Origin of the sequence: Iodidimonas muriae, assembly GCF_014647255.1 — a bacterium.
Lineage (GTDB): Bacteria > Pseudomonadota > Alphaproteobacteria > Sphingomonadales > Rhodothalassiaceae > Iodidimonas > Iodidimonas muriae.
Map to the genome: position 1 here is coordinate 143,587 of NZ_BMOV01000006.1, position 23,119 is coordinate 166,705.

The 23,119-nt window shown below is 54.3% G+C and carries 23 protein-coding genes; 9 read left to right on the forward strand and 14 right to left on the reverse strand.

Features of this window, described 5'->3' with window-relative positions; translation table 11 throughout:
• Nucleotides 1–118 precede the first annotated feature (118 nt).
• The 5 genes from fabD (at nt 119) to mltG (ending at nt 4,760) form a co-directional block, all read left to right on the forward strand.
• Nucleotides 119–1,060, forward strand: a complete 942-nt coding sequence (gene fabD, locus IEX96_RS09615; protein ID WP_150005105.1) for an ACP S-malonyltransferase — start codon at nt 119–121, stop codon at nt 1,058–1,060.
• Between the two features lie 75 nt (nt 1,061–1,135).
• A complete protein-coding gene (fabG, locus tag IEX96_RS09620; RefSeq protein ID WP_150005104.1) occupies nt 1,136–1,873 on the forward strand; it encodes a 3-oxoacyl-[acyl-carrier-protein] reductase in 738 nt (245 codons plus the stop codon).
• A 257-nt stretch (nt 1,874–2,130) separates the two neighbouring features.
• Nucleotides 2,131–2,364: an acyl carrier protein gene (locus tag IEX96_RS09625; protein ID WP_042086239.1), complete on the forward strand. Its 234-nt coding sequence runs from the start codon at nt 2,131–2,133 to the stop codon at nt 2,362–2,364.
• A 99-nt stretch (nt 2,365–2,463) separates the two neighbouring features.
• Nucleotides 2,464–3,732 carry a beta-ketoacyl-ACP synthase II gene (fabF, locus tag IEX96_RS09630; protein WP_149999459.1) on the forward strand — a complete coding sequence of 423 codons (1,269 nt, stop codon included), beginning with the start codon at nt 2,464–2,466 and terminating at the stop codon, nt 3,730–3,732.
• A 29-nt stretch (nt 3,733–3,761) separates the two neighbouring features.
• On the forward strand, nt 3,762–4,760 hold the full coding sequence (gene mltG, locus IEX96_RS09635) for an endolytic transglycosylase MltG (protein ID WP_150005103.1): 999 nt from the start codon (nt 3,762–3,764) through the stop codon (nt 4,758–4,760).
• Here mltG and IEX96_RS09640 read toward each other — a convergent pair.
• Nucleotides 4,732–5,493 (reverse strand): SDR family NAD(P)-dependent oxidoreductase, encoded by a 762-nt coding sequence (locus tag IEX96_RS09640; protein ID WP_188873842.1) that lies wholly within the window; start codon nt 5,491–5,493, stop codon nt 4,732–4,734. The genes mltG and IEX96_RS09640 overlap by 29 nt on opposite strands.
• Before the next feature lie 157 nt (nt 5,494–5,650).
• Between IEX96_RS09640 and IEX96_RS09645 the strand changes: the two genes are divergently transcribed.
• Both IEX96_RS09645 and gmk read left to right on the forward strand, forming a co-directional pair.
• Nucleotides 5,651–6,538, forward strand: a complete 888-nt coding sequence (locus tag IEX96_RS09645) for a YicC/YloC family endoribonuclease (protein ID WP_150005102.1) — start codon at nt 5,651–5,653, stop codon at nt 6,536–6,538.
• A gap of 3 nt (nt 6,539–6,541) precedes the next feature.
• Nucleotides 6,542–7,168, forward strand: coding sequence for a guanylate kinase (gene gmk / locus IEX96_RS09650; protein ID WP_150005101.1), 627 nt, complete (start codon nt 6,542–6,544; stop codon nt 7,166–7,168).
• Between the two features lie 12 nt (nt 7,169–7,180).
• Here the strand turns inward: gmk and rsmA are convergent, their stop codons facing one another.
• From rsmA to IEX96_RS09670, 4 genes are all read right to left on the reverse strand, one after another.
• Entirely contained in the window at nt 7,181–8,032 is an 852-nt protein-coding gene (gene rsmA, locus IEX96_RS09655; protein ID WP_150005100.1) for a 16S rRNA (adenine(1518)-N(6)/adenine(1519)-N(6))-dimethyltransferase RsmA, read from the reverse strand.
• Nucleotides 8,029–9,018, reverse strand: coding sequence for a 4-hydroxythreonine-4-phosphate dehydrogenase PdxA (gene pdxA, locus IEX96_RS09660; protein ID WP_150005099.1), 990 nt, complete (start codon nt 9,016–9,018; stop codon nt 8,029–8,031). The genes rsmA and pdxA overlap by 4 nt, the downstream gene beginning before the upstream one ends.
• A gap of 5 nt (nt 9,019–9,023) precedes the next feature.
• The gene (locus IEX96_RS09665; protein WP_188873843.1) at nt 9,024–10,349 is read right to left on the reverse strand and encodes a peptidylprolyl isomerase; all 1,326 of its coding nucleotides are present in this window, start codon (nt 10,347–10,349) and stop codon (nt 9,024–9,026) included.
• Between the two features lie 151 nt (nt 10,350–10,500).
• On the reverse strand, nt 10,501–12,711 hold the full coding sequence (locus tag IEX96_RS09670) for an LPS-assembly protein LptD (RefSeq protein WP_188873844.1): 2,211 nt from the start codon (nt 12,709–12,711) through the stop codon (nt 10,501–10,503).
• A 207-nt stretch (nt 12,712–12,918) separates the two neighbouring features.
• On the opposite strand from IEX96_RS09670, the gene IEX96_RS09675 reads away from it, so the two are divergent.
• Nucleotides 12,919–14,400 carry a leucyl aminopeptidase gene (locus tag IEX96_RS09675; protein ID WP_188873845.1) on the forward strand — a complete coding sequence of 494 codons (1,482 nt, stop codon included), beginning with the start codon at nt 12,919–12,921 and terminating at the stop codon, nt 14,398–14,400.
• 146 nt (nt 14,401–14,546) lie between these two features.
• Nucleotides 14,547–14,726: a hypothetical protein gene (locus tag IEX96_RS09680; RefSeq protein ID WP_150005095.1), complete on the forward strand. Its 180-nt coding sequence runs from the start codon at nt 14,547–14,549 to the stop codon at nt 14,724–14,726.
• Nucleotides 14,727–14,851: 125 nt separating this feature from the next.
• On the opposite strand, the gene IEX96_RS09685 is transcribed toward IEX96_RS09680, so the two are convergent.
• From IEX96_RS09685 to IEX96_RS09725, 9 genes are all read right to left on the reverse strand, one after another.
• Nucleotides 14,852–15,097 (reverse strand): DUF4170 domain-containing protein, encoded by a 246-nt coding sequence (locus IEX96_RS09685; RefSeq protein ID WP_150005094.1) that lies wholly within the window; start codon nt 15,095–15,097, stop codon nt 14,852–14,854.
• A gap of 82 nt (nt 15,098–15,179) precedes the next feature.
• Nucleotides 15,180–16,196: an N-acetyl-D-Glu racemase DgcA gene (gene dgcA / locus IEX96_RS09690; RefSeq protein WP_229773646.1), complete on the reverse strand. Its 1,017-nt coding sequence runs from the start codon at nt 16,194–16,196 to the stop codon at nt 15,180–15,182.
• Nucleotides 16,197–16,211: 15 nt separating this feature from the next.
• On the reverse strand, nt 16,212–16,859 hold the full coding sequence (locus IEX96_RS09695) for an MlaC/ttg2D family ABC transporter substrate-binding protein (protein WP_188873846.1): 648 nt from the start codon (nt 16,857–16,859) through the stop codon (nt 16,212–16,214).
• Between the two features lie 146 nt (nt 16,860–17,005).
• The gene (locus tag IEX96_RS09700) at nt 17,006–17,440 is read right to left on the reverse strand and encodes a c-type cytochrome (protein WP_150005092.1); all 435 of its coding nucleotides are present in this window, start codon (nt 17,438–17,440) and stop codon (nt 17,006–17,008) included.
• Nucleotides 17,441–17,549: 109 nt separating this feature from the next.
• Nucleotides 17,550–19,472, reverse strand: coding sequence for an alanine/glycine:cation symporter family protein (locus tag IEX96_RS09705; RefSeq protein WP_229773647.1), 1,923 nt, complete (start codon nt 19,470–19,472; stop codon nt 17,550–17,552).
• Nucleotides 19,473–19,854: 382 nt separating this feature from the next.
• Nucleotides 19,855–20,334, reverse strand: coding sequence for a bactofilin family protein (locus IEX96_RS09710; protein ID WP_188873847.1), 480 nt, complete (start codon nt 20,332–20,334; stop codon nt 19,855–19,857).
• Nucleotides 20,294–21,601 (reverse strand): M23 family metallopeptidase, encoded by a 1,308-nt coding sequence (locus IEX96_RS09715; RefSeq protein ID WP_268238503.1) that lies wholly within the window; start codon nt 21,599–21,601, stop codon nt 20,294–20,296. The genes IEX96_RS09710 and IEX96_RS09715 overlap by 41 nt, the downstream gene beginning before the upstream one ends.
• A gap of 153 nt (nt 21,602–21,754) precedes the next feature.
• The gene (locus IEX96_RS09720; protein WP_150005089.1) at nt 21,755–22,594 is read right to left on the reverse strand and encodes a ferritin-like domain-containing protein; all 840 of its coding nucleotides are present in this window, start codon (nt 22,592–22,594) and stop codon (nt 21,755–21,757) included.
• Nucleotides 22,591–23,061, reverse strand: coding sequence for a peroxiredoxin (locus IEX96_RS09725; protein WP_229773648.1), 471 nt, complete (start codon nt 23,059–23,061; stop codon nt 22,591–22,593). Before IEX96_RS09725 ends, IEX96_RS09720 begins: the two co-directional genes overlap by 4 nt.
• Between the last annotated feature and the right edge of the window lie 58 nt (nt 23,062–23,119).

Consider the following 23,119-nt stretch of genomic DNA (forward strand, 5'->3'; position numbering starts at 1 on the left):
AGGTCTATGCCCATCAAGGTGATAAAGGCACAAAAACGTAAGGGCAGCTTTTGGCCCATGCGGAATGATAGAGTGCACGATACTTCAGGAACAAACCCGGATCGGGAGCTTTTTTCATATGACACGCGCCGTTCTTTTCCCCGGGCAGGGAAGCCAATATGTGGGCATGGGAAAATCCCTTGCCGAAGTTTATCCCGTTGCACGGGCGGTTTTTGAAGAAGTCAACGATGCCTTGGGTCAAAATTTAAGCCGCTTGATGTTTGAAGGCGACGAGGCCGAATTGCGGCTGACAGAAAATGCCCAGCCCGCCTTGATGGCGGCCAGCATGGCCGTGGTGCGGGTTCTGGCCGATGGCGGGGTTGCCATCAGCGATTGCGCAAGCCATGTGGCGGGCCATTCGCTTGGGGAATATTCAGCGCTTTGTGCCGCCGGTGCTTTATCGCTTACCGATGCGGCGCGCCTGTTGAAACATCGCGGTCAAGCCATGCAACGTGCGGTTCCCCTGAATGAAGGGGCCATGGCCGCCATTTTAGGGCTGGAAATCGATTCCGTGGAAGAGGTGGTGAAAGAAGCCGCCACCGATGATCAGGTTTGCGCCTGCGCCAATGACAATGCGCCGGGGCAGGTTGTTATCTCTGGTCATACGGCTGCTGTGGAGGCGGCCATTGCTTTGGCCAAAGAGCGTGGGGCAAAACGCGGCTTGCTTTTGCCCGTTTCGGCCCCTTTCCACTGCTCCTTGATGGCTCCTGCTGCCGATGAAATGCGCGAAGCGTTGAAAACTGCCAGCATCGCAAGCCCCGTGGTGCCGGTCATCACCAATATCACCGCCGCACCGGAAACCGACCCCGAAGCCCTGCGCCGCTTGTTGGTGGAACAGGTTACAGGGCGGGTGCGCTGGCGTGAAACGGTGCTGGCCTTTTCCGGTTTGGGGATTGATCAAATGGTGGAACTGGGAGCAGGGAAGGTCTTGTCCGGACTTGTCAAAAGAATCGATCGGTCCATTGCTACGGCGAACATTCAGGACCCGTCGGATCTGGATGCCTTCATTGCCACGCTTTAGCATGTGAAACTGTGTCTTTGTATTTGGAACGAGCCTTCGATGGTCAAGAATGGAACAGGTGGGAGACTTTGATATATGTTTGATCTGACGGGAAAACGCGCTCTGGTCACCGGCGCATCCGGTGGCATTGGCGGGGCCATAGCAACCGCGCTTCACGCACAAGGGGCCGTGGTGGCGCTTTCCGGCACCCGCCAAGAGGCATTGAGCGCCGTTGCGGAAAAACTGGCGGATAGAACATATGTGATCCCGGCCAATCTATCGGATCCGGAAAGTGTCGAGGCCTTGGCCAAATCCGCTCTGGAGGCCATGGGCGGTGTGGATATCCTTATCAACAATGCAGGCATCACCCGTGATCAGCTTTTGATGCGCATGAAAGATGCGGATTGGGCCGATGTGATGCGGGTCAATCTGGAATCGGCTTTTCGCCTGTCACGCGCCATGATGCGCCCGATGATGAAAGCCCGCTATGGCCGAATCATTTCCATCACCAGTGTGGTTGGCGTGACGGGGAATGCAGGGCAGGCCAATTATGCCGCCTCGAAAGCGGGCATGATCGGCTTTTCCAAATCTTTGGCACAGGAAGTGGCTTCGCGTGGGATCACGGTGAATTGCATTGCGCCGGGCTTTATCACATCGCCGATGACCGATGCCTTGGGGGAAGATCAGCGCACGCGTTTGCTTGGCGGAATTCCTGCGGGCCGGTTTGGTGAAGGGGATGATATCGCCTCCGCAGCCGTTTATCTTTCCAGCGCCGAAGCCGGATATGTGACCGGCCAGACCTTGCATGTGAACGGCGGCATGGCAATGATATAGAGATAGATCGTGTTTTTAGCGAAAAGTCCCATGGAAATTGGCCATAAAGGTAAAAAATGACGAACAGGTCGGCTTTGATTTATGGATAATCTATGATAGAGCCGAGCCGCTTTCACCAAATAGCCTTTGACTGCTTATAATGGTCGGTTATTGATCGGGTGAAAAAAATCGTTGTGTTCGATGGGATGGAGGACTTACTACACCCGGGAACAAACCCTGCCCTAAGGGATCGAGCCCACAGCATAAGGATATTGGGAATGAGCGATACAGCCGAACGCGTAAAGAAAATTGTTGTTGAGCATCTTGGCGTTGAAGAAGCCAAAGTGACTGAAAATGCAAGCTTCATTGACGATCTTGGCGCCGACAGCCTTGATACCGTTGAGCTGGTGATGGCTTTTGAAGAAGAATTTGGTGTGGAAATTCCCGACGATGCCGCCGAGAAGATCCAGACTGTGAAAGACGCAATCGATTTTATTGATGCGAACAGCTAAGACCTGTGGTCTTGTTGAGCTAAGCTGATACGGCGGCGGGGGCTTTCCTGGCTCTCGTCGCCGTTTGCCTTTCAATGCCAAAGACGAATAGGTGCTGAGATGAGACGTGTCGTTGTAACGGGCCTGGGAATGGTGACACCGCTTGGGGATGGGGTCGAGACCAGTTGGTCGCGCATCCTGTCGGGCCAATCCGGTGCGGGTGAAATCACACGCTTCGATGCGTCAAACAGTGTGGCTCGGGTGGTCTGCGAAGTGCCTGTTGGCGATGGCAGCAATGGCACCTTCAATGCCGACCGTTATATGGAACCCAAGGACCGCCGCCGGGTGGACGATTTCATCGTTTATGGCATCGCTGCCGCACAGCAAGCCATCGAAGATGCCGGCTGGACAAACCCGCAAGGGGAAGAAGCCGAACGCTCCGGCGTGATGATCGGTTCTGGCATTGGCGGTTTGCCCGGTATCGAGGAATCCTCCGTTTTGATGCATGAGCGCGGTCCGCGCCGGGTTTCTCCGCATTTCATTCCGGGGCGGCTGATCAATCTGGTGTCGGGGCAGGTGTCGATCCGTTATGGCCTGAAAGGCCCCAATCATGCGGTGGTAACGGCTTGTTCTACCGGAGCCCATGCCATTGGTGATGCGGCCCGGCTGATCATGCTTGATGATGCGGATGTGATGGTGGCCGGTGGTGCCGAAGCAGCCATTTGCCCTGTGGGCGTTGCGGGCTTTGCGCAGGCAAAAGCGCTGTCTACCCGTTATAATGATACGCCGGAAAAAGCCTCCCGTCCGTGGGATGAAGGCCGTGATGGCTTTGTCATGGGGGAAGGCGCGGGCATTGTGGTTCTGGAAGAACTGGAACATGCCAAAAAACGCGGCGCGAAAATCTATGGGGAAATCGTCGGTTACGGGATGTCGGGCGATGCCTATCATGTCACCGCTCCTGCACCCGATGGCGATGGGGCTTTCCGGGCCATGCGCGCTGCCTTGAAACGTGCCGGGATGGCTCCTTCGGATATTGATTATATCAATGCCCATGGCACATCCACTCCGCTGGGAGACGAGATCGAATTGGGGGCGGTGAAGCGCCTGTTCGGTGATGCGGTTTCGCAGCTTTCCATGTCGTCCACCAAATCGTCGATCGGGCATTTGCTGGGCGCTGCCGGTGCTGTGGAAGCGATTTTCTCCATGTTGGCCATGCAGCAAAATATTGCACCGCCGACCCTTAATCTGGAAAATCCAAGCCCAAGCTGTGAAGGCATTGATCTGGTGCCATTGAAAGCGAAAGAGCGCCCCATTCGCGCGATTCTCTCGAACTCTTTTGGCTTTGGCGGAACCAATGCCTCTTTGATTATCAAAGAGTTCACTGAATAAGCAGCTTTCGCGTCAAATAGGGCCAGGACATGACCCGAGGCCGCGTGACGATAAGCATTTTTGCCCTGCTGCTGATCCTGACGGGATTGGCGGGAGGGCTTTTTTATCATCAGATCAGCCGCCCCGGCCCGTTAACCGCCCCCCAGCGCATTTTGGTGGAGCGCGGCAAGGGGCTCGGGGCCATTGCCCATATGCTGGAACAGCGTGGCTTGCTGCGTGACCGACTGAGCTTTCGCCTGACGGCGCGGTTGTTGAAAGCGGACCGGGATGTGCGGGCCGGTGAATTCGAAATCAAGCCATATGCCAGCGTTCTGGAAATTCTGGATGAATTGCGCTTTGGCGATGCGGTCTTGCGCCGCGTGACCATTCCAGAAGGGCTCAGTAGTGCCCAAATTGTCGCTTTGTTATCCGAAACCGAAGGTTTGGTGGGCGAGATAGACCGCATCCCTGCGGAAGGAACATTGCTTCCTGAAACCTATTATTTCTCTTATGGCGATGAAAGACAGACGATCCTGAAACGCATGGAGCGTGCGCAATTGGATTTGCTGGCTTTGCTATGGCCCGACAGAGAACCGGATCTGCCTTTTTCCACCGAATTGGAGGCCATCACCTTGGCATCCATCATCGAAAAGGAAACCGCCAACCATGCGGAGAAACCGCTGGTGGCCAGTGTGTTTGTCAATCGCTTGCGACGCAATATGCGGCTGCAATCGGACCCTACGGTGATTTATGGGGTGACAGGCGGAGAGCCTCTTGGCCGCCCGATCTTGCGCAGTGAACTGGACCGCGAAACGCCCTTCAATACCTATCGCATAAAGGGGCTGCCGCCTCATCCCATCGCCAATCCCGGTGCGGCCTCGATTGCCGCCGCCCTTCATCCGGCGGATAGCGACTATCTTTATTTTGTGGCCGACGGGAAGGGCGGGCATGCCTTTGCGACCCGGCTTTTTGAACATAATGCCAATGTGGCGCGTTGGCGGCGCCTGCTGAAAGAGCGTGCTACTTCTTCGGAGACTGTCTTAAAATAGCGTCGCTAAGGGCTTGTGGCAGCAGCGTCAGAAAGCGCATGGCAAAGGCCGTGGGGAAGGGGAAGGCGATCACTCCCTTATTACGGGCCAAGCCTTTGGCGATGATCTTTGCGGCTTTTTCGGATGTCATCAGGAACGGCATGGGAAAGCGATTTTTTTCCGTCATGCGGCTTTCCACAAAGCCGGGGCAGATCACATTGATCTTTACCCGCCCCCAATAGGCTCCGCGCAAAGCATCGCCATAGCTTTTAACGGCCACCTTGCTGGCGGAATAAGAGGCAGCCCCCGGCATGCCGCGAAATCCGGCGATAGAAGCCATGATGGCAATCTGGCCCTGTTTGCGCTCTTTCATCCGCTCTAATGCCGGGTGAATGGTGTTGAACACGCCGGTTACATTGACATCGAAGGTCTGTTTTGTGGTTTCGTGCAAAGAACGCTCTTTGCTGGTGCTCAAGCCAATCCCTGCATTGGCAATGACCAGATCCAGCGCTTTGCGGTCGTCCAGGTCTTCAACCCATTGCATCATGGCGGCTTCATCGGCCACATCAATGCCCCGTTCTTCAACCTCGGCCCCTTGGCTTCGGCAGGCTTCGGCTACGCTATGCAGCCTTTCCGCATTGCGGCCGGAAAGCGCCAAGAAGACACCCTTTGCCGCATAATGAAGGGCCAATGCCTCTCCTATACCGCTGGAAGCGCCAGTAATCAGGAGGGAGTTTGGCATTTTATCGGTCATGGGCTGGCTTTCGATTCATTGTTTCCATGCGCGGCGTTGATCGCGCCGACTCTTGTCTTTATAGTCCGCGCCATCTTGAAAGCTTTGACCTTTCTTTGCCAGAGCATGAAAAAATAAGCAAAAACAGGCATCGAACGGGAGGGGGAGACGGGCGGCAATGACAGTTCTGAGTATGACCGGGTTTTCCCGTCTCGAAGAAGAAATCGGCAAGTTTCGCTGCGCTGTAGAGCTGAAAAGCGTCAATGGGCGCGGCCTTGATATCCGCGTGCGGCTGCCGTCTTTTTTGGATGGCTTCGATCTTGTCTTGAAAAAGCAAATTTCGGCGGTGATCGATCGGGGATCGGTCGGGTTGTCCCTTATGATCACGCCCATTGCCGTCAATTCCCAATTGGCCATCAATGAAGAAAAGCTGAACCAGCTTGTTGCCTTGGGCCGCCAATTTGTTGGGGATATTGGTGTTTCGGCCCCTCGGCTGGATGGTCTGTTGGCGCTGCCCGGTGTGATGGAAAGCCAAAGCCTTCGTCTTGAAGAGCAAGACCGCACAGAATTGGAAGCGGGGCTTGGGCTGTTGGTGCAAAAAGCCCTCGCGGCCTTGAATACGGCCCGCAAAGCCGAAGGCGCGGCGCTGGCGACTTTATTGCATGCCCAGATCGATCAAATCGAAGCGCTGGTCAAGGCGGCGCAAGACCATGACAGCACCCGCCTTTCCGCCATCAAAGACCGCTTGTCCCAGCAGATCGACGCGTTATTGGGCGATAAAACCCATCTTTCGCCTGAGCGTTTGGAGCAAGAAATTGCCCTGTTGGCGGTGAAGCAGGATGTGCGCGAAGAAATTGACCGTTTGCACGCCCATGTGGCCCAGGCCCGCAGCCTCTTGGCTGGTGGCAGCCCTGTGGGGCGGAAGCTGGATTTTCTGGCGCAGGAATTTAACCGGGAAGCCAATACCCTGTGTTCAAAATCCGCAAAAACAGATTTGACCCGGTTGGGGCTGGATATGAAGGCCGTGATCGATCAGTTCCGTGAACAATGTCAAAATGTGGAATAAACCGTGAAAAGACAAGGCCTTCTGCTCATTATCTCATCTCCTTCAGGTGCTGGAAAGTCCACACTTTGCAGCTATTTGCGCCGTGAAGAAGGGGATAAGATCTGGACATCTGTATCCACAACAACGCGGGCCCGGCGTAAGAATGAAGTGGAAGGGCAGGATTATAATTTTGTTTCCACAGAGAAATTCCAGCGCATGGTGAAGGGCGGAGACTTTCTGGAACACGCCGAAGTGTTCGGGAATTTTTATGGCACGCCGGGGGAGCCGGTAAAAACCCGTCTGCAGCAGGGCACCGATGTTCTGTTCGATATTGATTGGCAAGGAGCGCGGCAAATCAAGGCCAATGTGCCGCCTGAACAGGTGGTTTCGATCTTCATTTTGCCGCCCACACTTGCGGCGCTGGAAGAACGGCTTTTGCACCGCGCACAAGATACCACCGAGACGGTAAAATACCGGATGTCCCGTGCCCGCGAGGAAATATCGCATTGGTCGGATTATGATTATGTGTTGGTTAATGATGATCTTGATGCGTGTTTCCAACGCTTGCGTGCGATCATCGAAGCCGAGCGGGTAAAGGCGGAAAAAGAGCATTCCATCAAGGAATTGGCGGAAAATTTATTGGCGGAATAAGGCAAGAGGGCTTCAGGCTTTGTCGTTCATGGCCTGCCATGCCAGCGCCAATTTGCAAAATCCGACAATATCCACAGTTTCAGCCCTTTGGGTGGGGGTGATGCCGGCCCGCTCCAGCAGTTCTTCCGTTTTGGGCGTCAGGGTTTTCAGGCTGGCGCGCAACATTTTCCGGCGTTGCCCGAAAGCTGCTTCTGTCACACGCTCCATGGATTTTGGGTCGATCCCTTCCATGCGGGGGGCGCGCGGCGTTACGTGAATGATGGCGCTGGCCACTTTGGGCGGCGGGGTAAAGGCCGAGGCAGGGACATTGAACAAAATGCGCGGGTCGGCGCGCCATTGTGAAAGCACCGATAACCGCCCATAGGTCTTGCTGTCTGGCTGGGCCACAATGCGTTCGGCCACTTCCCGTTGGAACATCAGGGTCAGGCTTTGCCACCATGGCTGCCAATCGGCGGTCATCCAGCGGACAAAGAGCGCGGTTCCAACATTATAGGGAAGGTTGGAGACAATTTTCACCGGACGCCCGGCGAAAAGGGCTTTTTCATCCAAAGCCATGGCATCATCGGCGATCACTTCAAGGCGGTTTGGCCATGCGGCTTTGATTTCTTCCAAAGCGGGCAGGGTCCGGCTATCGCGCTCCACCGCCACCAAACGGGTCGCCCCTTCCATCAGCAGGGCGCGGGTCAAGCCACCCGGACCAGGGCCAACTTCATAGACCACACACTCATCGAACGGTGCCGCCGCTCTGGCAATGCGCCGTGTAAGATTGAGATCCAGAATAAAATTCTGCCCCAAGGCTTTGGAAGCCCGCAATCCGTGTCGGGCAATCACATCGCGCAAAGGGGGAAGGGGATCATGGGTCATCGGGTCATCTCGGCGGCCATATGGATGGCGGCAATCAGGCTATCTGGGCGGGCCTTGTTTTGGCCTGCAATGTTTAAAGCGGTGCCATGGTCGGGCGATGTGCGCACAAAAGGCAGCCCGAGAGTGATATTGACACCACGATGAAAATCTATTGTTTTCAATGGAATAAGGGCTTGATCATGATACATGCACAGCACCGCATCATAGTGTGTGCGGGCTTCTTCGTGAAACAATGTATCGGCGGGATATGGCCCGCTTATCTCGATGCCTTCATCCTTCAAAGTGGCAAGGGCGGGGGCGATGATGCTTTGCTCTTCCTGCCCAATGCCGCCAGCTTCCCCCGCATGGGGATTCAGGCCTGCAACAGCCAAGCGCGGGCGGTCGATGCCGAAACGGTCCCGCAATTCTTGATGGGCGATCAAGGACACATGGCGGATGGCTTGCTCGGTAATAAGGGCGGGAACCGCCTTTAAAGGTACATGAATGGTCAAGGGGATCACCCGCAAGCCCGGAACTGCCAGCATCATCACGGAATATGAGGGCGGTTTTCCAGCCAAACGTGCCAGAAACTCCGTATGGCCGGGATCTTGAAACCCTGCCGCATAAAGGGCGCTTTTCTGGATCGGGTTGGTAACAATGCCGCGCACCAATCCTTGCTGTGCCAAGGCCACCGCTTGTGTGATGGCCTCAATCACAAAGGGAGCTGTAGTCGCAAGCGCCTTACCGGGGGTGATGTGTTCGGGAAATCCCGGCAGTTCCAGAACCGGCAGACCATGCTGGAATTGCGCGGTCGCTTCATGCGGCGCGTTGATGGGAAGCAGCGGGCAGGCAATGGACTGCGCCCTGAATGCTTGCACCGATCCCAGTAAAAAGAACGGTGGCAAGCCGGCGTCCTGCCGTGCAAGCCATGCCTTTGCCGTGATTTCCGGTGCGATACCCGCAGGCTCGCCCATGGTGATGCAGAGCGGAGCCGGAGGCTGTTCCATAAGGCTTACCGATAATCGACGATGGCATCACGGCGCAGATCGCGCAGATACCGCCGCGCCATCATGGCCAGTTTTTGTCGTTCCAGCTGATCGATGATCTGGTCAAATTCCGGCATGGCCACTTCCGGAACCGTGCGGTCACAAACAAAAAACACCCGATAGCCATCTTCCATTCGGGCCGGTTGGCTGGGGGTTTGCATTTCCAGCTCTTCCAAAATGGTGCGCAGGCTGCCCGGCAGATCACGCAGACGCAATTTTCCCAGCGGCCCTGCATCGGGAACACCCAGCTTGCTGGCATAAGTGGGGATGTCGTCGCAGGATGTCATTTCAGGACGCATGCTATCCAATGTGTCGAAAAATGCCAGTTGCTGATCTTCCGTGGTTTCCGCTGTGACCGGCATGAAAATCTGCCGCACATCCAGTTCCATATCCAAAGGATCGGCCTCCAAGACGCGGCGGCGATCCTTCAAAAGCAGAATATAATATCCCCCCGCAAGGCGAATTGGTTCGCTTACCCCCTCGACAGAGAGATTGGCCACGGCTTCGGCAAGAACCGGGCTAAGCTGGTCCGGTGTGACCCAGCCCATATCGCCCCCGGCAGCCGCCGTAGAGGATTGCGAGAATTGTTGGGCAAAACCGGCGAAGTTCGCGCCTTCGCGGATCTGTTCCACGATGCGCTCGGCCGATTGGCGAACATCCGCTTCACGGGACGGATTATCAACGATCAGATAAATTTCCGATAGATTATATTCCGGTTGCCCCGCGCTGGATTCGATGCGGGCAAGTTCTTGCTCCACTTCTTCCTGCGCCACATTGGCAAAGCGTCCCAGCCGGCCATTGACCAATTCGCCCCAAGCAATTTCCGGCTTCATCTGATCCAGATAGGCTTGTTTGGTAATGCCGAGCCTTGCCAGATAATCTTCAAATTGCTGTGTCGTCTGGTTGAAGCTGGCGGCTTGCCGGGCAAAGGCGGATTCCGCTTCCTCATCGGAAATAATCAGCTCAAATCCGGCAGCTTCTTGAAGCTTGAGCTTATCATCCACCATATTGCGCACCACCTGTTCTTGCAGGCGGGCCAGCTGCTCTTCATCTTCGATGCCACCGATAGAGGCGATGGTCAGGCGCAATCTTTGCACCACATCATAGGCCGAGATCGGTTCGTCATTCACCAGAACGACGATCCTTTGCGGAACCACAAGATTGGATTCTTGCGTACTGATTTGCTGTGCTTGAAGGCTGGGAGAAACAAATCCGAGGCATAGTGCGGACAAACATCCCAGGAAATATTTGGGCAGCCGAAAGCGAGTCCGCCCCATAGTGGCAGACCGCATGGCAAATGCCTTCAAAGAACCAGCGAAATCAAAATTATGAATGGTCATCGCACGCAAGCATCTACTCTTGAACATGTCTCTCGCTTCTTGCTCTGGGAGCAATGACTGGGTCAGCAATAAGGCAGCAATGGGGCAAACCTGTCGGCCTGCATTATCCCAAGCTACGCAATCTTATCCGGAGCCCAACAGATGTGCCGCGCTGGATATCACGGTCTTCCGTGAATCGTTTGCGCACATTGATGCCGAGTTCCATACATTCGTTTTCGTAAAGCACTCCGGTTTCATATTCAATGGGCTGGGAGTCTTTTCCCAATCCGTGAATGAGTCCGCCAAAGATACGCCAATTCTCCGTTGCTTGAAAAGTGGCGTCGAAACGGATTTCTTCACGATTGGACCGTTCTGTGATTTCCAGATCGCGATCAATCCGAAGATACCCCAAATTGACGCGAAAAACATCCGTTCCGATGGTTGAGACGATTTCATGTCTGCGCGGATCGAACGAAGATTTGTCCAACTGGAATTGATAGCTGAGATTTAACCAGTTCTGAATACTGAGATCGACCGCACCGACATAGTCCGAGCGCTTGGTTCCCAGTCCTGTGCCTTCGGGCATGACTTCGGTCAGATCGGTGCTGCGATAGGACTGGCCTGCCACGGCCGCCAGAGTGATATCCGACATATCAAGGCTGTATTTCAAGCCATAGCTGGCGCGGCTGCCCCCTTCCCAGATATCGAATCCCGGTGCGCGGTTCAGCGAAAACAGATTATGCGCCGTCAATTCGATGGTGCGGCTGTCTTCATTGGGAATCGCTGTGGACCGGCCACTTTCAGGAATGGCGGCCAGTTGAATGATCGGCTCGATGGTTTGGCTGATGCCCCCTTGGTGGCTGGCAAAGGGCCAGGACATGGTGGCAGAGACGCGCCCCAAAGCGCGGGTTTTGGTCCCCGATTCTCCGGCGAACAGTGCAACATCGGTCCGTGAAGCCTGAGAGGTGTCATAAAGATCGGTTCGGGCAAAGGCATCAAATGTGATTTTCTGCCCCAAGGGCGTGATGACGGGGGCTTGCCATTGCACGGATGTGGAGGCCCGTGCTGTATCGGCCCCATCGAAGCGGACCAATTGGATCGAATTGAATTGCGCTTCAACCGTTCCGCCCAAAAAGCCGGGGGGGGACACATAGTGCATATCGATCCATGGCAAGGCCTGTGCCGTTAGGCCGCCTTCATCTTCTAGCCGCAGGCCACGAAAGCCAATCAGTTCTCCGCTTATATAGCTGCGACCGTAAAAACCTTCCAACTGATAGTTGCTGGTCAGCGTATCGGCATCGGAGAAATCATAAAGCCGCAGAAATGTATCATCGCTAACGATCTGGGCATTATAGGTGGATTGCCAGTGATCAGTGTGAACGAAGCGGCCTTTTGAAAAGAAATGCCCACGGAAACCATTATCATCTATGCCTGTTACGGCTTCTGATGGTTGGTCCCCATGGCTGATAGAGCCATCCATATCGAAATACCCACTTCCGAAATGTTGGCGGTATTTCACTCCGAGCACCGGCGACTCTTTGGTGGTCAAAATCGGTGTAATGGTAAGATCACGGCTGGGGCTTAAAGCGATATGATAGGGAAGTTCGACCACCACGCCTAATTCCTGGCGGCTTTTAATCTCCGGCACCAGCAACCCGCTGTCGCGCTCTACCGTAGGATCGGGATGCGACAAATAGGGGAGCCAGAATACGGGCACCCCAAGAATTTCAAAAAAGGCGCTTTCATAATAAAGGCGGCGTTCTTTTTTGTTATGAACAACCTTGAGCGCCTTGATCTGCCACAATGGCTGTTTGTCTGGATCGGTGTCGCATACCGGGCAGGGGGAAAACACCGCATCGCGCAATTCGCTATTGCCATCTTCAAAGCGTTCGCCGCGATTGGCCGCAACGCGCGATCCATCGGTCAGAATAAGGCGGGCATTTTCAATCACTCCCGCCCGTAAAGCCCCGCTCAAGCGCACCGAACTGGCCTTCAGGATCATGCCGTCGGGATTGGTGATCCGCACACCCCCTTCGGCCTGGGCAATGCCCGTTTTATCATTATAACGCAGCAGACCCGCTTCCAGCCGATAACCATCATGGATCACCACCACATTACCGCGTGCGATGATTTCACTGGTTTCGGGATCGATGGAGCTTTGATCGGCTGAAAATACCACGTCGCGCTCATTTAAAATGGGGGCGGCGGCGGTTTGCTTTTGCTCTGGCCGGTCGGCAAGCGGTGTTTCAACCAAGCCTTGCGTGTCGGGCACGGTTTGAGAAAGGGCCTGCGGGGCGGCAGAGCACAAAAGCGCGGCATAAAGGGTGGTACGCATAAAAGGCACGGGGCGGGGCAACTTTCGATCTTCAGGCGAACAGAATAGCCAAGTCCGTCTTGATACAGCCTGTTTCTTTTTGCCGCAATGAACGAGATGATATCCACTGCGGCTTTTCACCGGCTCCAATGGAGCCTATGTATACATCAATATCACCGGCGGACATTTCTGCCAGCCGGTCTTGGTGACGTCTCAGGAGTATAATGCATGAAAATCAGCTTTTCCGCACCCAAAGTCCCGACATCCGATGCCCTTGTGGTTTTTTCGGAAAAATCCAGCGCGTTCAAAGGCCAAACGGCGCAGATAGATGCTGCGATGAGCGGTGCCTTGTCCAAGGCCGCAAAGACCGGACGGTTTGAAGGCGAAACAGGCGATTTGGTCGAGGTTCTGGCCCCGGCAGGGCTGGAGGTGAGCCGGGTCATTTTGATGGGCGTGGGAGAGGCTGCCAAGCTGACCGCCACGGATTATGAAGGCTTGGGCGGCAAGATCGTGAAACAATTGCAGGCCAGTGGCGAAGCCCATGTCACCATTGCACTGGATGCCATGGGAGATCTGGCGCAAGAAGACGCCGCAGCGCATCTGGCCGCGGGTATTATGCTGCGTTCTTATCGTTTTGATAAATACCGCACCAAAGAATCAGAGAAAAAGAAGCCAACGCTTCATGGCGCCACCATTGCCTGTGATGCCCATAAGGCGGCTGCCGAGCAATTCAAACGCCATGAAGCTGTTATTTCCGGCGTGTTCCTGACCCGTGATCTGGTGTCTGAACCGGCCAATATCATTTATCCCGAAAGCTTCGCCGCCATCGCCAAGTCCTTGGAGGAATTGGGCGTCGAGGTGGATATTCTCACCGAAGAGGACATGCAAAAGCTGGGTATGAATGCCTTGCTTGGCGTGGGTCAAGGCAGCGCGCGCGATTCCCGTTTGGTGGTGATGCGCTGGAATGGCGGCGAGGCGTCTCAAAAGCCTTTGGCCTTTGTGGGCAAGGGCGTCACCTTCGATACCGGCGGCATTTCTTTGAAGCCGGGCGAGGGCATGGAGCAGATGAAGTGGGATATGGGCGGGGCCGGTATCGTTACGGGCCTTATGAAGGCGCTGGCCGCACGAAAAGCCAAAGCCAATATTGTGGGCGTGATCGGCTTGGTTGAAAATATGCCGTCAGGAAAGGCGCAACGGCCCGGTGATGTGGTGACATCCATGTCCGGTCAAACCATCGAAGTGATCAACACCGATGCGGAAGGCCGCTTGGTTTTGGCCGATGCGCTCTGGTACACGCAAGCCACCTTCAATCCACAACAGATCATTGATCTGGCCACTCTGACCGGTGCCATCATCATTTCTCTGGGTCATGAATATGCCGGTTGCTTCACCGATAGCGATGATATCGCTGAGGGCCTATCCAAAGCCGGGGCAAAAACCGGTGACAAAGTGTGGCGCCTGCCGATCAACGATGCCTATGACAAGCTGATCAATTGCGATGTGGCCGATATGAAGAATGTGGGCGGCCGGGCTGCTGGCTCTATCACAGCGGCGCAGTTCTTGAAGCGCTTCACCAATAATGTGCCTTGGGCCCATATTGATGTGGCGGGCATGGTTTGGTCGGAAAAAGATGCAGATCTTTATGAAAAAGGGGCCACTGGCTATGGTGTTCGGCTGCTGGATACCTATGTATCATCTGTGATGGAATAATAACCGACGGTTTTTTCGGTGGCAGGCGGTTCCAAAAATAATTTTGGAGCCGTCTGTCGTTAGATTTTCACAGTTCATCATCAGCATGAAACAGACGGGGAAGGAAATACCCGCAAAAGACAACGATAAAACAAGGCAGCACGATAATGACAAACTTTACAGATGAATGCGGCATTGCGCGATTAGCCGCTCTAAAACTCGCCGCCGACCGCCCTCATTCCGCGCAAGATGCAATGAAGCAGCTTAAAGGCTGGCTGGGTGTTTATGTGCGCGATGGTGAAACACTGGCAACCGCCGTAGAACACCATTTCAAATCGGCCGGATAATCCACAAAGCTAAAAGACCGGACGGCGTATCTGCCTGAAAAGGGCGGTTCCTTTTCTGTGCGCAGATGCCGTCCACTTGGCTGCTTATGCCCATAATGCTTATGCCCATAAAAGGGCATGGAATCTTATTTCAGGGTCGGTTCCAGCAAGCGGTGCAAATGCACGATCACATATTTTTTCATGGCATCATCCACATTGGCTTGGCTCACACCGCGCCATGCTTTTTCTGCTTCCCGATAACTGGGGAAAATGCCAACCACTTCCACTTTGTCCAGATTTTCAAAGTCTAATCCCTGAGGGTCCGTAACGCGGCCACCAAAGACCAGGTGCAAGAGCGGTTTTTCAGAGCCCGTATCGGAGCTGTTGGTCATCTTTATTTTCCTGTGCGTGAAAAGGACGGAGCGAATCAATTGTGCCGCTCGGATAGCATGGCTTGGCCTGTGATTGAAGGCGTTATGGAAAGCCCCACAAGCCAGATCGAGAGACTTTGATCACACCGTCCTCGATCGTGAGGCCATTGGCCCGGTCTTTGGCCAATAAAAGCGGGCCATCCAGATCAACCCAGCGGGCCAGAGGCGATAAGTGAAGCGCTGGCATCATGGCCAGCGATGATCCGACCATACAGCCGATAAATATATCCATCCCGGCCGATTGCACAGTGCGGCATTGGCGAATCGCGGCGCTTAGCCCACCGATTTTGTCCAACTTGATATTTACGGCGCTATAGCGCTTGGCCAATGTGGCGATGGATATCGTTCCGTGGAAAGATTCGTCGGCACAAAGGGGAACCGGCGCATGATAGCCTTCCAGAATTCCATCTTCACCAGCCGGCAATGGCTGCTCGATCAGTTCCACCCCGCAGGCTGCGGCGACGGGTGCTAATTCCTGCAGGGCATCAAAGGTCCATCCTTCATTGGCATCAACGATCAGGCGGGCATTCGGGGCCGCTTTATGGATTGCCCGCAAGCGTTCGGCATCATGGGGCGCATCCCCCAATTTGATCTTGAGCAAAGGCATATGAGCGGCCTTGGCTGCCTGTTGCGCCATGATGTCCGAACGATCAAGGCTGATGGTAAAGGCGGTGATCACATCAGCTAATGGCGGCAAACCTGCTAAATCCGATACTGTCTGGCCGGTTTTTTTCGCTTTCCAATCCCATAAGGCACAATCCAGCGCATTACGGGCCGCCCCGGCGGGCATCAGCTGTTCAAGATCGGAGTGCCGCATTGGCTGTACGAACGTGCGAGCCACCTTACGAACGTCCTCTACGGACTGTGCGATGGTTTCACCATAGCGGGGATAAGGCACCGCCTCGCCAAGACCTTGATGGCCTTCGGCCTGAACCGTCGCGACAATCACATCCGCTTTTGTCTTGCTGCCCCTTGAAATGCGAAAGGGACGGAGAAGCGTGAAGCTCTCCATCCCTATATCGATGGTCAAAGGGGGCAGGGCATCATGATCAAAATGCACTGGCCTGATCCATTATTAGCCTTCTGTTGAAATGAGCGCCCCTTTGCGCAAGGTATCGAGCAAGCCATCAAAGCCTTTGCGTTCGATAATCGAAGAAAATTCATCACGCTGGGTTACGGCCAGAGAAATGCCTTCAACCTTGATATCGACGATTTGTAGCTTGCCGTTTACAGAGCGCATGCGCCAATCGGCAGAAATCGGCTCACCGCCGGGGCGAACGATTTTCGAACGCACGAACAGATCGCGCGATCCGGCAGGGGTTGTGCCTTCAACTTCCAGTTTTTCATCGCCATAATTGCCGATGCGACGGGCAAAATTGTTCACGATATAAGCCGGAAACAGCTCTTGATATTCGCGCAACTGTTCTTTGGAAGCCGTACGCATATGCCGACCCAGAACCAGCTTGGCAATGAAATCCACATCGAAGCCTTCATATAAAAGGTCGCGGAATGCTTCTTCGCGCTCCGCTTCCGTACGCGAGGCATCGCTCCAGACGGCGACGGCGTCATTTGAAAGCTTATTGATGAATTCTTCCGCAGCTTTCGGGTCCTGGGCCGCTTGATCTTGCGCAAATGTGGATGTGGAAACCAACCCCATAAGAAAGACAAGACCGGAAAGCAGCAGGTTCCGATATGTGGCAAGCGTTGAATAACGTCGTGACATGGTGGGCGGTATCCTCATTTGTTATCGTGTTCTGGCTAGTCTTTTGCCCGATATATATAAAAAAATCAGGCTGTTTAAAGTCATATCACCGGAAATTCATCGCAGCGCGAGCCGGTGAGAAACAAAGGGCCACTTGCCGCATGGCATTATTTTTGCCGCAAATAGGCCAAAAGGTCATAACGGTCTTGTTCTTTTCTGATGCCGGAAAAAGCCATTTTGTTTCCCACAAGCATGCTGTTAGGGGATTTCATCCATCGATCGAGACGTTTTTCTGTCCAGATAAAATCCGCATCCTTCAAAGCGGCGGAATAGGATGGAAAGTCAGGCAATCCGCCGGCCTTGCGTCCGAATATACTGGAAAGATTCGGGGCAATTTCTGGATTGATTGTGCTGGATGCTTTGTTCTTCTCCAGAGAATGGCATGCCTTGCATTTGAAAAAGACCCTGCGCCCACGGTCCGCATCGCCTTTTGCGGACAGGCTTGTGTCCGCAGCATCGTCTTCTGGCTCTGCAAGGGCTGCAGGTCCGGTCATATGGCCCAAAAGCAATATGGCTAAAAACGCCAACCCTACCGGTTTCATATTCTGTTCCATGGTTTCGTGCAAACGGGCTGCCGTAAGGTCTGACAGCCCGTTTTACAATATATTTCAGTCAAGCTGAATGCCGACTGAATCCTTATATGCTTTTGCTTTATTCCGCAGGCTGGGTCTGTTCACGGTCAGCATTGGTCTGGATTGCCCCGGAACGAATTCGCGCCAGATAATCATCCAGCATCCGCTTGACCTCGCCAGAAAGCAGATACAGCCCGATCATATTGGGCAGAGCCATGCCCAATATCATAGCGTCGGCAAAATCCATCACGCTGGTCAGCTTCATGGAAGACCCGATGATCAGCACTCCAAGGAAGGTAACTTTGAACACCGTCAATGGCATTTGCTTGTCGCCGCCCAGCAAATAAACGAAGGCGCGTTCGCCATAATAGTACCACGTAATGGACGTGGAAAAGGCGAACAGCAATACCGCAAGGGACAACACATAAGGGAACCAGTTGAAGGCCGAGGCAAAGGCCGCCGAGGTGAGGGCGATGCCATCGGAAATTTCCGCTTCCAGATGCATATCGGTGATGATGATCACCAAAGCGGTCATGGTGCACACCACAACGGTATCGACGAATGGCTCCAACAAGGCCACCAGACCTTCGGAAACAGGTTCTTTGGTTTTGGCCGCGGAATGGGCAATCGCCGCAGAACCGACACCCGCTTCATTTGAAAAGGCAGCGCGGCGCAGTCCTTGAACCAGAACGCCGATAAAGCCACCAGCGATCCCCATGGGCGCAAATGCCCCATGCATGATCGCGCTAAAGGCAGCCGGAATATGCCCGGCATTCATGCCCAGAATAACAAGGGCTGCCGAAACATATAAAATCCCCATCATCGGGACCAACCGTTCGGTAACGCGGGTAATGGACCGGATGCCTCCGATAATCACCATGCCAACGGCGACCGCATATAAACCGCCGATAATCCACGGCTTGCCGCTGAGAAAGCTGTTTTCCCCGAACAGGGCAGGAACCATCACGTCCATAAATTGCTGGGTGGACTGGTTTACTTGGAACATATTGCCCGCACCAAAGGCGCCACCAATACACAAGATCGCAAAAACAATCGCCAGAACACGGCCCAACCCGCCCAGTCCGCGCTGTTTCAGCCCTTCTGACAAATAATACATCGGACCACCGGAAACGACGCCATTTTCGTCGATCTTGCGGTATTTCAGGCCTAGCGTACATTCGGTGAATTTCGAGGCCATGCCAAACAGCCCGGCCATGATCATCCAGAAGGTGGCGCCGGGGCCGCCAATAGAAATGGCGATGGCCACGCCGGCAATATTGCCAAGCCCGACAGTTCCCGACAGAGCCGCAGTCAGGGCCTGAAAATGGGTGACTTCGCCGGGATCTTTGGGATTGTCATATTTGCCACTGACAATGCGCAAGGATTGGGCGAAGCCGCGAAAATTGATGAAGCGCATTTTCAAGGTGAAATAAATCGCACCGATCAAAAGCCACAAAACGATAAAGGGCAAGCCGAGGGCCCCGTCATCAAGCGCCTTGATAAAAATGCCGGCAGCTTTGGGGGTGAAGTCCGCATCGGTCTTGCTGCTGACAGCGACCTTTATCACATTGTCTTCGCGGCTGGTCTGAAGGGCTGTTGCGCCGAAATCCCGCTGCATATGGGCATCGAGAGTGGCTGCGGTTTCTGTTCCATCCACGCCCATTTGCACCGGCGTATGGCTGGGGCAAACAACACCGTCACGATCCATTTCATAAATGATAGATGTGCCGTTGATGGAAACGGAAAGAACATCTCCTTCAACGAGGCGGGTATCGCTGACGCGGATGGCTCCGCGGGCAATGTCGCTGCCGCCTTTGAGGGGAATGGGATAGAAAATGAAATCTGAAACGGCATCTGTGACCGGGCTGACAAACCGGTTGATTTTTTCAGCAACGGTATAGGTTGTTGGTCCACATTGTGCTGTGCTTTGCGCTTTGGCTACAGTGGAGCCGCCCATAAGCAGCATTGGAACGGCCAGGGCGGAGATAAGTCGTTTCAGCATGTACTTCTCTCATTTTTCCAGATTCGGCGATTTGGACATAAACAGCGTTTCACAATGATCCGGTCCAAAGGATGGGGGCAGTCCCAAGCTGCACTTTCATCGCTCAAATCCATTGCTTTGATTGCGGGCATGCTAGTCTTATGTATAAGCCAGCACAACAAGCCCAACACAAAATTGCCACATTATGGCCAGCTTGGCCCGGTTTTTGATAGATTATAGTAAGAATACCGACATATCCCTGTGCTTTGGTGATGTTCTGTGCCGTCTGCACCGGAAGAACTGGATCTTGTTACAAAAATGCCACCGCATCCCTTTATCGGGGCGGTGGCATGGTCGCGGCGTTTCCATTTGAAAGCCAAAAAGCGGTGAACGCATATGGTCGTCATGTGCTGGACAGGGCTTTTTCGGTGCGGGTGGCCGCATGGGCCTGCTTGGCGTTGCTTTCTTTATCAACGCCGGGTTTGGTAGAAGACATGGGGTTTTCGGCATGGATGATATTGCCCGACAAACGCGCACCGGCTTCAACCGATAAGGTTTGATGCATGATATCGCCGCTAATGCGGGCCGTTTTTTCAAGCCGGACCACAGTGCCGATCACTTCACCTTCCACCTGCCCACGAAGAGTGATGGAATTGGCAACGACCTTGCCAAGAATACTGCCGGTTTCCCCCAATGTTAAAGAGGCACAATGGACATTGCCTTTGATGTCTCCATCCAGTTGAATTTCGCCGGGGCTTTCAATATCGCCGGTTATTAAGACCGACGCACTGATAATCGACGGCGCATCCGATGCCGAATCGCGCTTGCTAGTTGGTGCCTGTTCAGCTTTTTTCATATCTGCCTTGTTGGAGCTTTTGAACATCCTGAGACGCCTTGATAAAGGGGAGGGGATCGACCAGTTCGTCATTGAACCAGACCTCCCAATGTAAATGGGTGCTAGTGGATCGACCAGTGGACCCCATTTCGCCAATATGGTCGCCAGAAGTCACCGTCTGTCCAGTTTTCACCAGTAATTTGCGCATATGGCCATATCGTGTTCGCAAACCATTTCCGTGATCGATTTCCACCATCAGGCCATAAGCGGGTCTGCGGCCGGCGGCGATCACCTTGCCCGGTGCAGCGGCCAGAATTGCCTCGCCGGGCCAGCCAGCAAGATCGACACCGGAATGGGTCGCCCAGCTTTTGCGAAAGGGATCGCGCCGGGGGCCAAAATGGCTTGAAACATAATAGTTCTTGGCAGGGATATGGCTGGGGATGCGGGCTAAAGACTGATCCAGAAAATCCCGTTGCTGGGCGATCTCGCTCAATTCCTGAAAGGGTTTCGACAAAAAGGCGGGCGGTGTTTCCAAGAGAGGGCCACCAGTGCCGCTGTCTGCCTGAACAGAAGCAATCAAAAGATCGACGGGCAGCCCCAAACGCTCAATCATGGCGCGGCGCTCGGTCAGCTTTTCTTGTTCGCTTGTCGCCAATAGACGGGCCATGGCGTCTTGCTTGTCGGATACCCGTTCCAGAATTTCGAAGACGGTATCAACGCCTGTGGAAAGCGCATGAACGGAGATATCGCGGGAGGTGAGAGCCGAAGCGGGTTTGATGCCCAAAAGCGAAAACAGAACGCCTGTGTCCTGAAGATTGGCTTCTTCACCCAAGGCCGAGCCGGAAGCTGTCCCGGAAGACGAATTATCGTCCTGGGCCGCAGGTGCTTTGTCTGCTTCATTGTCTGAGCCGGGTTCCACAGCAGCGGGCTGATGGCTGTCCGCGTGAAGCGCGCCCATCGTGCCGCTGACACGTTCAAGCAATTTCTGCCGTGCTTCAAGGCGCTGGGTGCGGATCAGGGCATCGCTTTGCAAGCGTTCCAGTTCCGATACCAAAGAATCCAGTTCGCCAGATACATAGTCCAGTTCATGCTGTTTGGCAGCCACACGGCTGTCTTCGCTCACATAAGCAATGGAGGCCGAAAGGGTCCATCCCACAATGCCAAGGGCAATGCTGGCGGTAAAAGCCTGTGACCGTGGCGACAAACGCACAAAACGGACTTCTCCCCGAGAGCGGAAGAAGATCTGGCGTTCGGGAAACATCTTATGAAAAAAATGTGCCACTTGCCGCCGAATATGATGCCTGTGAAACCTCAAAAGCCTGACTTTTCCTGCGTGATAAACTGCATGGTGGTTGATCTGATCCTATCACCAAGGCTTTTCCAATATCTTAATAACAATTAAGAATAAAGCGACCTTGATGAACGGCTTTGCTAAGAAACTGGGAATGCACGCGAAAATCAAGGATTTTTAAGGGCATTTTTGGGCCAAAGGCTCATAAAAATCACGGGGCAGGCCCGCTTTTGATCGGGCCTCGGTGTTGAAAGGCGGCTTCAATGCGCCACGGAAATAATTGGTTACCTGTGTTTGGAAATGCAGTTGCGGCTCTTTTCCATCCCGTGCGCACAGCCAATGAAACCATTTCTGTCCGGCAGCCACATGTCCCACTTCATCAGCATAAATCACCGATAATGCATCGGCGCTTTGCGAATCGCCCATGGCCTTTAGCCGGTTTATCATGGACGGCGTGACATCAAGGCCCCGTGCTTCCAAAACCATGGGAACCACCGCCAGACGCGCCCCTAAATCCTTGGCAGTGGCTTGGGAGGCTTCCCACAAGCCATCATGGGCGGGCAGATCGCCATAGCATGCTCCCAGATCGGTCAGACGGTCGGCAATCATCATGAAATGGCGCGCTTCATCATCGGCCACCTGCACCCAATCATCCAGAAAATCACGCGGCATTTCGGCCCCGAAACGCGCCACCAGATCCCATGCCAAATCAATGGCATTCAATTCGATATGCGCAACGGCATGCAATAAGGCGATCCGGGTTTGCACACTGCCGCCCTTGCGTCGGCGCGGCATTTGGCCGGGCGAAAGCAATTGGGGCGCCGCGGGCCGGGCGGGCCGGTCCGGCGGGCAGTTTTCGATCGCCTCCCCAAGTGCGCCCGATTGCCAAAGCCGTGCGGCCGTGCGGCTGTTGGAAGCCTTTTCCTGAGCGTCCGACGTGGTCAAGACCCACAGAGCTGCAGCGCCCAATGAGGAAAGATCCTCTCCGGCGGATGCGGGGATCTCTGATCCGGTCATGCCAGCGCCTGTGCCGCGGCCAGCACTTCGTCCGCATGGCCTTTCACCCGTACTTTGGGCCAGATATGGGCAATGCGCCCCTCCCGATCGATCAAAAAGGTTGCGCGAACAATGCCCATATAGCGCCGCCCATACATATTTTTTTCCTGCCACACCCCATAGCGTTCGCATAGATCGCCATTTTCATCGGAAACCAGCGTTACTTTAAGATCATGCTTGGCGATGAAATTCTCATGCTTGCGGACGGAATCTTTCGATACCCCCACTATCGCGGTATCGCTGTTTGTGAAGGCCTCTATCTGTGCGCTGAAATCCTTGGCTTCGGTGGTGCAGCCGGGGGTGTTGTCTTTAGGATAAAAATATAAAACGACCTTTTTGCCCTTCAGATCATCAAGACGAAAATCCACCCCACCATTGGCGGGCTGAGCAATTTCCGGGGCCATATCTCCAATGGCGGGCATGGTCATAGCGATCTCCTTCATGTCCTACCCCAATGATCTACCGGGGTGCATCTATATATATATT

Coding starts and splice junctions, on each gene's coding strand:
- fabD (WP_150005105.1), top strand. CDS start 119: ATGACACGCGCCGTTCTTTTCCCCGGGCAGGGAAGCCAATATGTGGGC.
- fabG (WP_150005104.1), top strand. CDS start 1,136: ATGTTTGATCTGACGGGAAAACGCGCTCTGGTCACCGGCGCATCCGGT.
- IEX96_RS09625 (WP_042086239.1), top strand. CDS start 2,131: ATGAGCGATACAGCCGAACGCGTAAAGAAAATTGTTGTTGAGCATCTT.
- fabF (WP_149999459.1), top strand. CDS start 2,464: ATGAGACGTGTCGTTGTAACGGGCCTGGGAATGGTGACACCGCTTGGG.
- mltG (WP_150005103.1), top strand. CDS start 3,762: ATGACCCGAGGCCGCGTGACGATAAGCATTTTTGCCCTGCTGCTGATC.
- IEX96_RS09640 (WP_188873842.1), bottom strand. CDS start 5,493: ATGACCGATAAAATGCCAAACTCCCTCCTGATTACTGGCGCTTCCAGC.
- IEX96_RS09645 (WP_150005102.1), top strand. CDS start 5,651: ATGACAGTTCTGAGTATGACCGGGTTTTCCCGTCTCGAAGAAGAAATC.
- rsmA (WP_150005100.1), bottom strand. CDS start 8,032: ATGACCCATGATCCCCTTCCCCCTTTGCGCGATGTGATTGCCCGACAC.
- pdxA (WP_150005099.1), bottom strand. CDS start 9,018: ATGGAACAGCCTCCGGCTCCGCTCTGCATCACCATGGGCGAGCCTGCG.
- IEX96_RS09665 (WP_188873843.1), bottom strand. CDS start 10,349: ATGCGGTCTGCCACTATGGGGCGGACTCGCTTTCGGCTGCCCAAATAT.
- IEX96_RS09670 (WP_188873844.1), bottom strand. CDS start 12,711: ATGCGTACCACCCTTTATGCCGCGCTTTTGTGCTCTGCCGCCCCGCAG.
- IEX96_RS09675 (WP_188873845.1), top strand. CDS start 12,919: ATGAAAATCAGCTTTTCCGCACCCAAAGTCCCGACATCCGATGCCCTT.
- IEX96_RS09680 (WP_150005095.1), top strand. CDS start 14,547: ATGACAAACTTTACAGATGAATGCGGCATTGCGCGATTAGCCGCTCTA.
- IEX96_RS09685 (WP_150005094.1), bottom strand. CDS start 15,097: ATGACCAACAGCTCCGATACGGGCTCTGAAAAACCGCTCTTGCACCTG.
- IEX96_RS09695 (WP_188873846.1), bottom strand. CDS start 16,859: ATGTCACGACGTTATTCAACGCTTGCCACATATCGGAACCTGCTGCTT.
- IEX96_RS09700 (WP_150005092.1), bottom strand. CDS start 17,440: ATGAAACCGGTAGGGTTGGCGTTTTTAGCCATATTGCTTTTGGGCCAT.
- IEX96_RS09705 (WP_229773647.1), bottom strand. CDS start 19,472: ATGCTGAAACGACTTATCTCCGCCCTGGCCGTTCCAATGCTGCTTATG.
- IEX96_RS09710 (WP_188873847.1), bottom strand. CDS start 20,334: ATGTTCAAAAGCTCCAACAAGGCAGATATGAAAAAAGCTGAACAGGCA.
- IEX96_RS09720 (WP_150005089.1), bottom strand. CDS start 22,594: ATGACCGGATCAGAGATCCCCGCATCCGCCGGAGAGGATCTTTCCTCA.
- IEX96_RS09725 (WP_229773648.1), bottom strand. CDS start 23,061: ATGACCATGCCCGCCATTGGAGATATGGCCCCGGAAATTGCTCAGCCC.